The organism is Shewanella sp. NKUCC01_JLK, assembly GCF_019345615.1.
Taxonomy (GTDB): Bacteria; Pseudomonadota; Gammaproteobacteria; order Enterobacterales; family Shewanellaceae; genus Shewanella; species Shewanella oncorhynchi.
In genome coordinates this window covers 76226-92152 of sequence record NZ_JAHKRD010000007.1, presented here as the reverse complement: position 1 = coordinate 92152, position 15927 = coordinate 76226, and the positions used below count along the sequence as shown (strand labels likewise).

Annotated in this window: 12 protein-coding genes; 4 read left to right on the top strand and 8 right to left on the bottom strand. The window is 44.3% G+C overall.

The window, feature by feature from the left end; genetic code table 11:
• Positions 1–42 precede the first annotated feature (42 nt).
• Positions 43–687 (bottom strand): MBL fold metallo-hydrolase, encoded by a 645-nt coding sequence (locus KO537_RS09135; RefSeq protein WP_173244087.1) that lies wholly within the window; start codon positions 685–687, stop codon positions 43–45.
• A gap of 255 nt (positions 688–942) precedes the next feature.
• Between KO537_RS09135 and KO537_RS09130 the strand changes: the two genes are divergently transcribed.
• Positions 943–2232, top strand: coding sequence for an alpha/beta fold hydrolase (locus KO537_RS09130; protein ID WP_173244083.1), 1290 nt, complete (start codon positions 943–945; stop codon positions 2230–2232).
• A gap of 207 nt (positions 2233–2439) precedes the next feature.
• On the opposite strand, the gene KO537_RS09125 is transcribed toward KO537_RS09130, so the two are convergent.
• The 3 genes from KO537_RS09125 to KO537_RS09115 are packed head-to-tail and all read right to left on the bottom strand — an operon-like array spanning position 2440 to position 6098.
• The gene (locus KO537_RS09125) at positions 2440–2823 is read right to left on the bottom strand and encodes a cytochrome c3 family protein (protein WP_173244080.1); all 384 of its coding nucleotides are present in this window, start codon (positions 2821–2823) and stop codon (positions 2440–2442) included.
• A 42-nt stretch (positions 2824–2865) separates the two neighbouring features.
• Positions 2866–4503 carry an aromatic amino acid ammonia-lyase gene (locus KO537_RS09120; protein WP_173244077.1) on the bottom strand — a complete coding sequence of 546 codons (1638 nt, stop codon included), beginning with the start codon at positions 4501–4503 and terminating at the stop codon, positions 2866–2868.
• A gap of 41 nt (positions 4504–4544) precedes the next feature.
• Positions 4545–6098, bottom strand: a complete 1554-nt coding sequence (locus tag KO537_RS09115) for a flavocytochrome c (RefSeq protein WP_173244074.1) — start codon at positions 6096–6098, stop codon at positions 4545–4547.
• A gap of 165 nt (positions 6099–6263) precedes the next feature.
• On the opposite strand from KO537_RS09115, the gene KO537_RS09110 reads away from it, so the two are divergent.
• Entirely contained in the window at positions 6264–7790 is a 1527-nt protein-coding gene (locus KO537_RS09110) for a sigma-54 dependent transcriptional regulator (RefSeq protein WP_028761024.1), read from the top strand.
• A 115-nt stretch (positions 7791–7905) separates the two neighbouring features.
• Here KO537_RS09110 and KO537_RS09105 read toward each other — a convergent pair whose 3' ends face one another.
• Together KO537_RS09105 and KO537_RS09100 are read right to left on the bottom strand one after the other, a co-directional pair.
• Positions 7906–9075, bottom strand: a complete 1170-nt coding sequence (locus KO537_RS09105) for a porin (RefSeq protein WP_198572785.1) — start codon at positions 9073–9075, stop codon at positions 7906–7908.
• A gap of 248 nt (positions 9076–9323) precedes the next feature.
• Positions 9324–11450 carry a DNA topoisomerase III gene (locus KO537_RS09100; protein ID WP_219234296.1) on the bottom strand — a complete coding sequence of 709 codons (2127 nt, stop codon included), beginning with the start codon at positions 11448–11450 and terminating at the stop codon, positions 9324–9326.
• 166 nt (positions 11451–11616) lie between these two features.
• Between KO537_RS09100 and KO537_RS09095 the strand changes: the two genes are divergently transcribed.
• Both KO537_RS09095 and KO537_RS09090 read left to right on the top strand, forming a co-directional pair.
• Entirely contained in the window at positions 11617–11904 is a 288-nt protein-coding gene (locus tag KO537_RS09095; RefSeq protein ID WP_219234295.1) for a hypothetical protein, read from the top strand.
• Positions 11905–12171: 267 nt separating this feature from the next.
• Entirely contained in the window at positions 12172–13650 is a 1479-nt protein-coding gene (locus KO537_RS09090; RefSeq protein WP_212600669.1) for an alanine/glycine:cation symporter family protein, read from the top strand.
• A gap of 126 nt (positions 13651–13776) precedes the next feature.
• On the opposite strand, the gene purF is transcribed toward KO537_RS09090, so the two are convergent.
• Complete coding sequence (gene purF, locus KO537_RS09085; protein ID WP_028761029.1) at positions 13777–15291, bottom strand: amidophosphoribosyltransferase; 1515 nt, start codon at positions 15289–15291, stop codon at positions 13777–13779.
• A 57-nt stretch (positions 15292–15348) separates the two neighbouring features.
• Positions 15349–15837: a CvpA family protein gene (locus KO537_RS09080; protein ID WP_028761030.1), complete on the bottom strand. Its 489-nt coding sequence runs from the start codon at positions 15835–15837 to the stop codon at positions 15349–15351.
• Positions 15838–15927 lie beyond the last annotated feature (90 nt).

Sequence of the window (15927 nt, the reverse complement as noted above, 5' to 3'; positions counted from 1 at the left end):
GATTATCGCTCACAAATCAAGCAATGCTGAATGGCGTCTCAATTACAGTAAAAGTTGGTCCGCGACAAAGGGGTTATGCTCGCGCTCTTCACCAAAAGTCGACATAGGACCATGCCCAGGAATAAATTCAACCTCGGCGCCTAAGGGCCACAGTTTTTCGGTGATCGAGTGAATTAAATCCTGATGATTTGATTGGGGGAAATCGGTGCGGCCGATAGAACTTCGAAACAAAATATCCCCCACCCACGCCAACTTAGATTGGGCAGAGAAAAGTGCAATGTGTCCCGGCGTATGCCCAGGGCAATGCAGCACAGATAAACTTTGCTCGCCCACTTTAACAATATCGCCATCCTGCAGATATTGATCCGGTTCAAAGGCATCGCAATGGGGAAAACCAAAATTTTGGCTTTGCTTAGGTAAGTTATCAATCCAGAATTTATCGGCAATATGCGGGCCAATAATCGGCACATTGGCGGCTTTCGCTAAGGCTTGTGCACCACCGACATGATCGATATGCCCATGGGTAAGGAGGATTTTTTCGAGGACGAGTCCAAGTTTCGCCACTTCGTTTTGGATCCTGTCAATATTCCCGCCGGGATCCACGACCGCAGCACACTTGGTTTTTTCACACCAGATCAAGCTGCAATTTTGCTGAAAAGGTGTCACTGGAATAATCTGATACTTCATAGCTTCAATCTCGTGTTATCCATAAGCGATAGATTACGCTAAGAAACTCATCATGGCTCAAATTTGTATCCAAAAAATTGATCTTCACCAAAAGCTAATCAAATAATCCTAGCTTACGACATAAACTATTTTGTCTATACCCAAGTTAGCTGAAGATACGCGTTTCAGGTAGCCTAGGTTGCTGCATCTTCAGCTTATTTGGGTATACAATCTGCCAATCACAATAACATGATCCTCTGCCATTAAGGTTGTTTGATGAAACCCGATATTATTCTCGCCGGAGTGCTGGCGAAGAAACACACTTTTACCTTACCCCTCAACTATCAAAATCCAATTGCAGAGCAAATCCAAGTGTTTGCCAGAGAACTCTGTAGCCCAGAAAACAAAGATAAAAAACTACCTTATATCGTATTTTTTCAAGGCGGCCCTGGATTTGCGGCCATGCGTCCCGCCAGCAACAGCGGCTGGATCCGCCGCGCATTAAAAGAATATCGAGTGTTATTACTCGATCAACGTGGTACAGGCTTATCAACACCGATTAATTACCAAAGCCTGCAACATTTAGATCCCGCAGCTCAAGCGGATTACCTAAGCCATTTCAGGGCTGACAATATCATTCGTGATGCCGAAACGATTCGTGCCCAGCTTTGTCCCGCCGATAAGTGGGCGATTCTCGGCCAAAGTTTCGGGGGATTTTGCGTGTTACATTATTTAAGCGCCGCCCCTCAAGGCGTCAGCGAAGCCTATATTACGGGTGGCATACCATCATTAACCCGTAGCAGCGACGACGTCTATCTTGCGACTTATCAACGCGTACTGGCGAAGAATAAACAATTTTTCCAACGCTTCCACGATGCTCAACATCTCGTCACTCGCTTAGCAAAACATTTGCTTGAAAATGAAGTGTATTTGGCAACGGGTGAACGCCTCACGGTTGAAATGTTGCAACTGCTGGGTATTAATATTGGAATGGAGCAAGGGCCTGAATCGGTTTATTATTTGCTTGAACAAGCCTTGATCAACACGGCTTCAGGGACAGTCGTTAACCCGTTATTTTTAAATCATTTCGGTCAAATGCTCGATTACAACACTAACCCTATTTTTGCCCTGTTGCATGAAGCCATCTACTGTCAACACTCGGCTTCACAATGGTCGGCACACAGGGTTAGACAGCAATTCCCCGTCTTTAACTATCAACAAGGTAAACCGTTTTTATTCACAGGTGAGATGATATACCCATGGATGTTTGACCAATTTAGTCACTTAGTGCCGCTTAAAGCCGCGGCAGAAATCCTTGCCCATAAATCAGATTGGCCAACACTTTACAATCTAGAGCAACTGGCACAAAACCGAGTCCCTGTTGCAGCGGCCATTTACAGTGAAGATATGTTTGTAGAGATGCAATACAGTTTAGAAACCACAAAACAAGTTGGCAGGCTAAAGTATTGGTTAACATCAGAATATGAACATAACGGCATCCGCATGGATGGAGAACGCATACTGGATAAGCTCATCAGCTTAAACCGAGGCGACACCCTAAGATAAATATGAGCTTTAAGGGCTAATTAAGTTAATGCTGAGATTATATGCCTGCTCCTCATCAGTTGAGTGATTTTGGCAAGCTTTAACGACCCATTTCCGTATGAGTAAACCGTTTTGGTTTACTCTTTTTTTTGCAAAAAATGCACTCACCTTCGGCGAGTGCATTGCCCAATAAAATAGACGACAAAGCAAAGTGACAAAATCTTAAAACTATCGCTTCATTTTAGGATAAGTAAATTCATGACATTGATTACAATAAACTTTGCTTTCTTTATGTTCTTGATGACAGTAGGTACATGGTAAATCAGAACCGTAATGTAAACTGTCATGGGGATTGGGCTCGACCGAATGCCCCGCGTCTTCAGGTCGCTTAGTCAGTTTAGCCACATCCTGAGGAGAACCATGGCAGTTAGCGCACACTGCGGCATCAGGTATGGTCTTACGCTTTACATCACCATGACAGGCAGTACAGTCGACCTGACCATTCTCACTTGTCATCACATCCTTATGATAATCCTTAATATTCATCGCATTTGTTGTTATTGGCAGCATGAACATGCAACCAAGTAAAAGTGTATATAAGGGTTTTAACATCAGACTCTTCCTATAGCGGGGCATACTGCCCCGCATAACATATTAATAATTTGCGATAAATTCAGTTGAAGTTTGGATATCAGGCGTGAATGGGCGATCTTGAGCAACAAATGGCACTTTTTCTCGGTAAGCCTTGTACATGGCTTCGGTCGCTTTACCTAAATGAAGATCTGGAGTGGCCAACTTACGTAAATCAATCGCTTGACTTGAATGCAGCAACTCTAAACCGTAGATCACACGTGTGTTGTCAACAATCTGGATCAAATTGTCCGCAGCAAGCTTCAGGTTAGTGAAAGTATCTTCAATTCCCCCCGCAATTGAAATCCCATCAAATGACACTGGGGTCGCCAACTGTTTATTACGAACCTGCATATCTACAAAAGCTTTTTGAATCGCGCCAAAAGCATGGCCATTATTACCTGGAGCACTTAAAAAGCGTGGCAGTTTAGTAAAGTGATCATCGGATAAGTGGATAGTGCGCATGACACTGTTATGGGATACATGCGTCAACGCCACGCTCAAGTTTTGTACTGCCAGTGTAACAGGCAAAGGTTCAAAGTTCGTGGTTGGGAACACACCACCTTGCCCTTCGACAATATACTTAGCAACCTGTGGAAACTTCGCATACTCATTCGATGCGCCAACAATAACTGCAGGGTTATCATCCGAATGATTTATTTGAATATTTACCACATCATTCAATTCTGCTAACGCTTGTTCAGCACTGGCTAACGTGTATGCTGTCGTTCGGTAACTGAGAGGGTCCTGCAAAGGACGTTCATCATTAAGCTGCCATAAATAACTGCCATCTAACTGTTTTAGAATGTCACTTGTGCTGGCTTTAATATAAGGGAAAGGACGAATATCATTGGTTTGTGGTAAAAATGGCGCCACGTTACCATTTAATCCCTCAAGGCTTAAACCAAATAGCGTTGGCGAGATAGAGAGTAATTGCTTGGCCTCACGGTAACCTTGCATCGCATAAGCAACTGAAAACGAATTGTTAGACAGAATTGATAGTGCATCTTTCCCCATAGGCACAAGTGGTGTAATTCCGGCATCCGCCATAGCATCTTTACTGCTAACACGTTGTCCTTTGTAGAATACTTCCCACTCACCCACCATAGCTAACCCGACATGGGATGAGAGCAAAATATCCGCTTCACCTACAGTACCGTGGGCGGGGATGACTGGCGTTAACCCTTTGTTAAGGTATGCCTCATAGAGTTCAGCCACAACAGGTTGCACCCCTGTTTGTCCCGCGAGCATAGTATTTAAGCGTACCGCCAAGGCTAATCGAGTTAACCGAATCGGTGCAGCGTCACCGACTCCTGCACTATGAGCTCGAAAAGTGCTGTAGTTAAAGTTACGTGATGCCTCAAGCACTTCATCACTTAACTTGCCATTGGCATCAAATAACTTGTGATCTTTGTTCAAACCAACGCCCACAGTAAGACCATAAACAGGCTTACCTAAACGAGCAGCTTCCATCAACAAACTATTAGCTTTAACGAGTTGGGTTTTCGCTTGAGATGCAATCTTGACTTTAGCGCCATCGGCGATTGCCCATGCTTGTTCTTGCGTTAAATGTTTACCATCGAGGACAACGTGCTCCATCGCTAAAGCACTCCCAGAGAGTAGGCTTAAAGTAAGCGATGCCATCAACACTGATTTATTCATTACCATTCTCCAATACATTGTAATTTTTAATAAAAATCTAATTATGCTTGCTTAAGCACCGCCGCCTTTGCCGCGGCACAATTTCGGCCCGCGTTGCGACCAGTAACAACGCCCTCTGCGACAGCACAAGCGCCTAAACGGCTAGCACCGTGAATTCCTCCGGTTGCTTCACCTGCGGCATACAGCCCTGGAATGGCTTGGTAGGTGACTAAATGCAGTACTTCTGATCGGGTATTCACTTTAACGCCGCCCATGCAATAGTGAACTTTTGGCCACATACGAACGGCATACCAAGGCCCTTTATCTAGCACAATGGCTTCTTGCAGAGGACGTGCGAATTCTTTATCAACACCATTTTTTACCGCTTCGTTCCAACGGGCGACTTGAGCTTTTAGTGCTTTGGCTGGCATACCATAAATAGCAGCAAGTTCGTCTAAGGTTTCTGCTTTACTAATCACCTTATATTTCAGTCCCCAATCTAAGGTTTGCGCCTTACTAGCCCCTTCTGCATTAGTGAAACCAATAGGATAAACAGGCTGACCATGTTCATCACGGCGAGTCATGATAGCGTCAGCTCTCGCTTTACGATCTGCAAGTTCATTGAAAAAACGTTCACCAGTGCGCACATCCACCACAATACCGTGGGGATAGGTCGCAATCGTGTTGAACTGGGATGCAGTACCAAAGCCTTTTTCATCGGGAGATGCCCATGGGCCGAGTTGAATTTGGTCTAAATGAATAGGGTTAGCACCTAAGAGCATCATTTGCTTTAGGGCTTCTGAAGTTGCACCAGCATGATTGGTGGAATCTAAGTCGTTATTTAACTCAGGTAGTTGCATCATGCGATATTCAATATCGCGACCAAAGCCCCCCGTTGCCATAACAACACCACGGCGCGCGCCTATGCGACGTATTTTACCGGTTCGCTCATTAGGGAAATAAAAACCTTCACGAACTTCGACCCCAATCACGCGACCATCGAGATCTTTCACAAAGCTTTCGAGCTTGGTCTGATTTCTCATCACCACGCCTTTATCTCTCGCGGCGTTAATCAGCGGTCTGATAATACCTGCCCCTGAACTTTCAACGGTTTGCAAGACTCGTTGTATTGAGTGTCCACCAAAATGCTGCACAAAAGGTTTCCACTTAACCCCATGTTCAATCAACCACTGACAGGATTCAGCCGTGCCATTACACACCAGTTTTAACATCTCAACATCGTTCATGCCCCGACCTGCTCGCATCATATCGGCGACCATTTCATCGACAGAATCATTAATTCCAGCCTGTTTTTGCAACTCAGAGCCCGCCACAGCCATGGCACCGCCATTGATAGTTGAATTACCACCAAAGACTGGCATCTTGTCCACAACCATAACGCTCACACCAGCCTCTCTAGCTTGTAATGCCGCAGACATCCCAGCAAAGCCACTGCCGACAACTAATACATCCACAATCTCATCAAATACTTCAGGAGCAACACCACAATTGGCTGTTGCAGGTAAGGCTATTGCAGCCCCAAAGCCAGCAGCCATCACGGCCCCACCTTTTAGCAACTGCCGACGGCCTGTATCAATATCTTGAGTTTTACTCATGCTTACTTCCTTCAATAATGGCTGGAACTTGTCTGCATGGAAGTGCATGCGCTGTGCCAAGCACCTAAAAAGAGGTAATTAAGTGGGGAACTTTGATTGGAGGCACGGAATCACGAAATATAAAGATCTACAATCACGATACTTAATGATTAACATGAAATATCAATGGAAAAACACTTTTATCACGAATCGACACTGAGATTATGCAGTAGCCTACAACTCGAAAAGTCCCTGCAAAGTTACTTCGAGTTTATTCGGGATGAACTGCCTATTGATGGGCTATTTATTAATATTTTTCGCAAACAATTTAATGACATACAATTTATTGCTCATGTCAATGCTAACCAATCATGTACCTTAGATAGGCAAATATCTATCCCTGAAGAACTGGCTAAGTGCTTAGATGATCCTCAACGCCCACGCGTGAGAATTGTTAATGATATTGAGCACGACCCAATCACAGCTTTAGTTGCGCCTAAGGTGATCAGTGGTATTCGTTCGCTGATCATTTTGAGAATGTCTATCGAAAATACCCACCTTGGGATAGTCGGATTTTATGCCAAAACGACAGGCGTTTTTCGCCCTCGTCATGCTGATTTAATTGCTCCGCATATGCATGCATTAGCCTTAATCACTGCACTAAATCTACGCGGACGTAATTTACTTAAAGAAAATGAAGCACTCTCAAAGCAGAATGTGAGTCTTCGCAGAACACTGGATGTCCAGAATGGCGTAGTGGGAGCCAATTCAGGCTTGAAACACGTCATGCAGCAAGTGCAATCTATTGCCAAGATTAATACGACCGTCCTAATGCTGGGTGAAACGGGGTGTGGAAAAGAAGTGATAGCTAATGCTATTCACGAACTTTCTGAACGTTCGGATAAGCCCTTTATCAAGGTCAACTGCGGCGCCATTCCAGATACTTTGATTGACTCCGAACTCTTTGGTTATGAAAAAGGGGCATTTACTGGGGCTGAGTCCCGTAAAATTGGCTACTTCGAACAAGCCAATGGCGGCACTATCTTCCTCGATGAAATTGGTGAGCTACCACTATCCGCACAGGTTCGATTACTCCGTGTGCTTCAAAATAGCAGTATTACCCGTGTGGGTGGGCATGATGCTGTACAGCTGGATATTCGTATAGTGGCTGCCACCCATAGAAATTTACAAGCTATGGTACACAGAGAAATGTTTCGGGAAGATCTTTGGTATCGCTTAGCTATTTTCCCTATTGAAATCCCTTCATTAAGACAAAGACGTACAGACATTCCTTTACTCGTACAGCATTTTATCGAGCAACTGAGTTCAAAGTTCAACCTGCCTCAATTACCAAGAGTTACACCGGAACAATTGAATATTCTGAATCAATACGCTTGGCCAGGAAATGTCCGAGAACTCATTAACGTGCTCGAACGGGCGATAATACAACAACCTTCAGGACCGTTAGATTTTGGCTTCCTTGCTCCACATCAGGGTGAGGAAATTACGACCCAAGCAAATCAAACCGTTATCATAGATCCAAACTATGCGAGCGATAAACTTGTGCCCCTTGATGTTATGACCAGAAAATATATTAGTCATGCACTGAGGATTACAGGTGGAAAACTCTATGGTCCAGGAGGTGCGGCTGAGTTATTGGACATCAATGCCAATACCCTGCGCAGCAAAATGAAGAAACTGGGGATTGTATAATCTTTCAAGGCTAACGAGTGCGCTATAACAAAAATAGAAAGCATCGGTTAACAAAGTGCATAAATAACAAAGGTCACATAAGTGACCTTTGAAAAATTAATGATAACCATAGGATCTAGAAGAAATAACGGATTCCCACCGCATAGTTGTTATCTTGTAGATCTTCATAGGCTTTATCATCCATACTGCTGAAATCTATTTTGGCCTCAACGTACATAATTGTGTCGCGGCTATAGCGATAATGCAGACCTAACACTGCAAATTGGCGTGTCCATTTTCCTTGGATCGCAGTATCTACATCGGTATCAAGATCTTGATATGTCAGTAATACTGTTGGAACGAAACCATTATCATACTGATAAGCAACAATAAACTCTGCTCCAGTTGAATCATATAAATCTCCCCCCACTAATTCGTTTTGCTCACTCTTATGGGCGTTAAAACCTACGTATAAACCGTCAGCATCACGACCTGGAGCATATTGATAGAAACTACCGTATTGGGCGCCAATCCCAATAATTTGGTTAGTGTTATCAACCTCTTGGCCTGCAAGATTTCCGGTAAAATCACCACGATTAAATCCCGCTAGCACTTTAAATTTATCAGTAAAGTTGTAAGTTACACTTGCACCGTAGCTAGGTTCGAAACTCAATTCGGAACCATCTTTCAAGGGAGCACCACTGCCATCATACAAGGCAACATCGCTATTTTGTTTAGAGGCATACTGCACTGCGACATTTAGATTACCAAAAGTATTACGATATTGCAGCGCAGCATCGGCACGTCCTGCCCCTGTTAAACCACCGTCACCGAAGGTATAGGCCCCCACTGACCACCCCGTAAAAGCATTGAGCACATCGGTTGTGTAAGCAACATCATAGTAAGCCCCCCATTGCTTACCAAAACTGATCTTTCCCCATTTCTCATGGGACATCCCTACATAACCCAGTCGATTGAATAAAAAATCTGAATTTTTAGATGCAGATAACTGACCGCCACCTTGGCCTTGCGTGTATATAAGGCCGTCATCACTGGTCACCATATTGATACCCCATTCCGTATGGGCAAAGGAGCTCCAGCCATTTTTCTCTTGACGGTCGAAACGAAAACCAACACGAGAAAAATTATCTATAACGGAAGTTTCATGACCATCATTTAACGCGGCAAAACCTAACCAACCTATCATGTTAACGCTGTTAGTTTGGTCATTATACAACTCAACGGCTTGAGCAGTTCCCATTAACAATAAGCTTGGGATCATCAAAGCGAGCAATGTCTTTTTCATTTCATCTACCTTTAAATTCAGCGAAACCACATATAATTACATGATTTATTTGATATATTATTTTCCCCAATCAATAGTAAGCAGGTTATATGCCACCGGGAGGAAAAGCTGAAAATCAAGGTGTTTTTTAGATACGGATCAGGCAATCTCGAAATATCGTGATTATCGGTTGTTAAATACCGTTAGATAAATTAAATGTCGTTATTACATCAAAAGACAATAACGACATATATGCAACAAGTGTGTCATTACACTGCTGTTGTAGATTTGCGGCTATTAGAAGCTGAACGACTGGTTGATCGAGTTACCGAACTTTTGGAACTGGTCTTTTGGGAAGCATATTTGTTGGAACCATCGTTTTTTGTTGTACCGATACCTTTCGCTGAACTTGATTTTTTAGAATACGACTTATGATAACCAGATTTATTACTTGCCGTTTTACGATAACCTTGGCCTTGTAAACCATTAAGCGCGGTTGGCAGTTGTGCGCCTGCATTCTGGATAAGCGTGGATAAGGTGCCGAGCAGTGGCTGCATAAAGGCTTGATAAGAGGTTTCTTTATGGCAAATGCCATTCAGACTCGCTTCCCAAAGCGCTGTCATATCCGGCGTAGTCGCACTCGCGGGCAAGCTGTTAATCAATCCTTTCCCCACGTCTGTCGAGACAATAGATTTACCTAAGCGTTGTAAAAAACCGCGTTTGAACAGCAATTCGATAATACCTGCACGGGTAGCCTCTGTACCTAATCCGTCGGTTTCTTTAAGAATTTTACGGATCTCAGGATCGGTCACATAACGGCTAATACCCGTCATAGCTCCGAGTAAAGTGGCATCGGTAAAGGCCTTTGGTGGTTGAGTATTTTTCTCCAACAATTCGCCTCGAGTACAATGCAAAGCCTGTCCCAATTTCAAAGGCGGTAATTGGCCGATAAACTCGTCATTCTCCTCATCGTCCTTACCTGCGCTTTCTTCCGTCGACTTGTTGCCACTCGCCTTACTGCCATTTGGCTCTTGGCGGGCAAAGAGTTGCTTCCAGCCGAGGGATTTATCCTGACGCGCCTTGGTATTAAATAAGCCACCCTCGATTGTCACTTGCACTGTGGTTTCACTGTAACAATAAGCCGGATAAAACTGGGCTAAGTACTGGCGAGCAACATGAAGATATAACTGCCTCTCACGCTGACTCAAGCTAGATAAGTTAGCCGTCTTCTCTGTGGGGACGATTGCGTGATGGGCGTCCACTTTTTTATCATCCCATGCTTTAGATTTAAGACGGGGATCGGGTGCATCAGCACCTTGCAATAACTCAGCAGCACCGCTACTGATCGCCTTAAGTACCGAAGGCGCAAGGTTATGTTGCTCAACGGGTAAATAACGACTGTCGGAGCGTGGGTAAGTAATGAGTTTATGACGTTCATACAAACTTTGGCAGGTATCGAGCACATCCTTAGCACTCATACCAAACCGTTTGGCCGCATCAATCTGTAACGCGGATAAGCTGTAGGGCAATGGTGGATTCTGTTTCTTGTCCTTAGCCACTAATTGAGTGACTAAAGCGGGTTTATCACTGATGCGACTCACCACATTTTGCGCTAGCCCTCTCGCTAACACTCGTCCTTCTTCATCCATATAAGGCTGACAAGCTTCGCTAGGTTGCCACTTGGCGCTGAAGGTTTCTTGCTTCTCGGTCGCCAAATGCGCCAGTACTTCATAAAAAGGTTTAGATTGAAAGTGAGCAATCTCTTCATCACGGCGCACCACTAGCCCAAGCAATGGCGTTTGTACTCGGCCGACGGATAACACGCCTTGATAACCGACCTTTTTACCTTGGATGGTGTACGCACGCGTCATATTCATGCCATAGAGCCAATCGGCACGACTGCGGGCTAAGGCAGATGTGGATAAAGGAATAAACTCGCGATTACTGCGTAGTTGCGTTAGAGCCCGTTTTACAGCTTGTGGGTTTAAGTCACTGATCAGTAAACGCTGGGTTTGATGTAGCTTGTCCCCCGTCACGCCAAGATAGGCAATCACTTCATCCACGAGTAACTGCCCTTCACGGTCGGGATCGCCCGCGTTAACCAGCGTGTTGGCTTGTTTGACTAATCGTTTTAGCACTGTGAGTTGGCTGCGGGTCGCAGCCTTAGGTTTTAGTTGCCACTTGTCTGGCACTATTGGCAAATGCTCGAATTTCCAAGACTTAAATTCGGGATTATAGGCATCAGGTTCTGCTTGCTCGAGCAAGTGACCGACACACCAAGACACACAATCGCCATTGGCGGCTTCGATAAATCCATCGCCTTTTTTATGGGGTTTAGGCAATACATCGGCAATGGCCCGCCCTAGGCTAGGTTTTTCTGCGATATAGAGAATCATATAAACACCAAGCACTGGATATAATTACAGTATAATTTAGCCCAAACGCCAGCTGAGTGCAAATTTCTGTAGTAAACCGAGCTTAAATGTAAAAGCTTAAGTGTAAATTCAATTGCGAATTATTCTCAACAAGGCATAAGATACACTAAATGACTAAGGAGTGACTATGAAACAGTTTGCAATAAATGCGCGACAGGCTATGACAATAACTCCAGCATTAATATTAAGATTCAATCAGTTATTGATATTCCATAGCTTAATGTTACTCGCAATAAGCATGCTCACCAGTACCTGGCTGGGACAAATGAAAATCATCGATATGCCGTTAGCATGGGGATTCATTCTCGTCATTCCTATTGCTGTGAGTTTATCTCTATTACTCAGCCATCAAATAACGCGCCATAGCTTAAGCAGCTTATTCGGCGTGTGGATGCTACTTTGGGTAATGGGATAACTGACATTCATAATAAATCACTACCGTATTTCGAGTTAACTCGCCCCTCCGCTCTATTTACCCATGTTAAAACTCAATTTCAAAACACATTGATTTCAAATATTTAACACTTTAGCTATGAAGCTCCCTAAAAAATAGTTATGTTGAGTATCTTGGATATTTACAAAAAATGTCTTAATCAAAAGTGAATGTCCTAACTCAACATCTGTTGAATAACCGTAAACCTAAAAACTCTGCTAAAACAACACAATAAAGGAATCGGAGTCTATGAATGAGATTGTCAACGCGATCAATAGTGTAATTTGGAGCCCTGCACTTATTTTTCTTTGCCTAGGTGTCGGGCTCTATTTCTCCCTTCGCACTCGATTTTTACAGCTGCGTCATCTGCCAGAAATGATCCGCCTGATGTTTGATGGTAAGAGTACTGATGCGGGAGTGTCGTCTTTTCAAGCACTCGCGATGACATTAGCGGGCCGAGTCGGTACAGGTAACATTGCAGGGGTTGCCACAGCAATCACCTTTGGTGGTCCTGGCGCTTTATTTTGGATGTGGATGGTTGCCTTTCTCGGTGCCAGCTCCGCCTTCGTTGAATCTACCTTAGGTCAAGTCTATAAAGAAAAAATCAATGGCGAGTATCGTGGTGGGCCTGCTTTTTATATTGAAAAAGGCTTAGGCATGAAATGGTATGCATGGGTATTTGCAATTGCGACCATATTTGCTTGCGGGATCCTGCTGCCGGGCGTACAAGCTAACTCGATTGGTTCAAGTTTAAAAACCGCTTTCAACATAGATCCTAATGTGACTGCAGCCATACTGGCTATGCTTCTTGGTTTTATCATTTTTGGCGGTGTAAAACGTATCGCTCACTTTGCCAGTGCCGTCGTCCCCTTTATGGCACTGGGTTACATCATAGTGGCTTGTGTCATCATAGCGCTAAATATTGGCCAGCTACCGGGTATTTTATGGTTAATTATCAAAAGTGCCTTTGGCTTTGATGCGGGTTTTGGTGCCATTTTAGGCTTAGCCATCATGTGGGGGGTAAAGCGAGGTATTTACTCCAACGAAGCGGGTCAAGGTACAGCGCCACATGCCTCATCTGCAGCGGCGGTAAGCCATCCAGCCAAACAAGGGTTAGTTCAAGCTTTTTCTGTGTATATCGACACCTTATTCGTTTGCTCTGCAACAGGTTTCATGCTGCTCATTACAGGACTGTATAATGTTCAGGGCCCAGACGGTGCGGCGCTCTATACCGGCATTGCCGGAGTCGCTGCAGGACCAGGCTACGTACAAACGGCAATGGAAAGTATGATGCCAGGATTTGGCAATATCTTTGTGGCTATCGCACTGTTCTTCTTCGCCTTTACGACCATAGTGGCTTATTACTACATTGCCGAGACCAACATTGCCTATATTAACCGTAAAGTAAATCATCCTTGGTTCATGGTCGTTCTCAAAATAGTGATCATTGGCTCAACCGTATACGGCACAGTTAAAACGGCTGATATGGCTTGGGGAATGGGTGACATTGGTGTAGGACTTATGGCATGGCTCAATATTATTGCCATTATTCTATTGAGGAAAACCGCATTCACTTGCCTTAAAGATTATGAATCACAGCAGGCACTTGGCATAGAGCCACTTTTTGACCCGGTAAAATTGGGTATTAAAAATGCGGATTACTGGGTTGAACGTAAGCACGCTGAAGAAAATGTAATGACTGAAACAGCGCAACGCATAAATACGTAGACGTTATCACGATGATCCGTTAAGCAAATATAAGCCATTAAAAAGCCAGTGATTTCTCACTGGCTTTTTTGTATCGTTTGGAACAAAAAGGACACAAACTTTACGATACTAAATTACCCACAATCCTTATGGGTGACAGACGTTATGCAGCTCTAAGTTAGTGCCGATATCTTTATTTCGATCGGCTTTGGCATCGTCATTACGCAGTTGCGTCAAGTGATCTAAATACGCTTGGTCAACGTCGTTCGTGATGTAGTGACCATCAAATACGGACGTTTCGAAACGTTTAATCGCAGGATTCTCCATTCTTACCGCTTCAATTAAATCTGGCAAGTCTTGGAAAATAATGCCATCAGCACCAATTAACTTGGCGATTTCATCGGCATCACGACCGTGTGCAATAAGCTCATTCGATGTTGGCATATCAATACCGTACACGTTCGGGAAACGAATTTCCGGTGCGGCAGAGGCAAAGTACACTTTCTTAGCACCTGCTTCACGGGCCATTTCGATGATTTGCTCTGAGGTCGTACCGCGAACGATAGAGTCGTCCACCAACAGGACATTTTTGCCTTTGAACTCAGTGTTAATGGCATTCAACTTACGACGCACTGACTTCTTGCGCTCCTGTTGACCAGGCATGATGAAGGTACGGCCAATATAACGGTTTTTCACAAAACCTTGGCGGTACGGTAAGTCCATGCAACGGGCAATTTCCAGCGCGATATCGCAAGAGGTTTCAGGAATAGGAATAACCACGTCGATATCGTGATCGTACCATTCCTTCTTAATCTTCTCGCCAAGCTTAGCGCCCATGTTGACGCGACTTGCATATACAGACACTTTGTCGATCGTCGAATCTGGACGGGCAAAATAGACGAATTCGAAGATACAAGGTGCATAGCTAGGCTCGGCTGCACATTGACGGGTATACAGCTGACCGTCAATTGAAACATAAATCGCTTCACCCGGTGCTACATCACGCATCACTTCAAAGCCAACTGCATCGAGTGCCACACTTTCAGAAGCCACCATGTACTCAGTGCCAGTGGCAGTTTCGTGCTTACCTAATACCAAAGGACGAATACCAAATGGGTCACGGAACGCGACTAAGCCTTGACCAATAATCATGGCAACAACCGCGTAGGCGCCACGAGCTTGTTGGTGTACGTTAGCGACCGCATCGAACACTTCTTCCGACGTCAGGGTCAAACTCGTGGTTTTTTGCAGTTCGTCGGCCAACAGGTTTAACAAGACTTCAGAATCCGAAGTGGTGTTCACGTGGCGACGTTTTTTGATCAGCCCTTCGGCTAATTCGACTGTGTTGGTTAAGTTACCGTTATGGGCTAATGAGATCCCAAATGGCGAGTTAACATAGAAAGGCTGCGCTTCAGATGCGCTTGAACTGCCCGCAGTTGGATAACGCACATGGCCAATACCAGCATTACCTTGTAGGCGTTGCATATGTTTGACTTCAAAAACGTCTTTAACCAAACCATTGGCTTTACGTAGTCTGAAAGCACCACGATCAATGGTCACAATACCTGCCGCATCCTGACCTCTGTGCTGCAACACTGTCAGTGCATCATAAATGGTCTGATTAACCGATGATTGGCCAACTATTCCGACGATACCACACATGGGTAAGCTTCCTCATTGTAAGATGTTCTATCACTTAGGATTATTTTATTTTCTTTCTTATAGTTTGGGTACAAAGCTGGAGGTATTTTCCAAATAGTCAAAAAACCATTGAATAACAACGCCAAATTCGGGTACTAGCACAGAATCTTTCCACCATTGGGAGTTGGGAGAGCCTGTGAAAGCATCCATGAAAAACAACAAGGCGCTCACAATAAGCGCGCCTCGAATAGCACCGAAGCACAAGCCCAAAAGCCTGTCAGTGCCAGATAATCCGGTTTTGACAACAAGTTGTCCGAGAATATAGTTAACTAAGGCACCGAGTACCAAAGTGGTAATAAAGAGGATGGCAATAGAAACGCCATTACGCAGCATCTCATCGTTCATTTGTGTTAAGTGAACGGCAAGATCTTGGTAAAATTGGCTGGCAACAAAGAAAGCCGCAAACCATACCACTAAGGACATGGCTTCTTTGGCAAATCCACGGATCAGACTGATGAGAGTCGATAATCCGATGACGAATATGATAGCGTAATCAATCCAAACCATTGAGATGGCTTTCCGACATGGGCTTTAAGACGGCGCGATTCTACCAGAGACTGAAACGATTCTCACCCCTAGTGAGGTAAATAAATCATT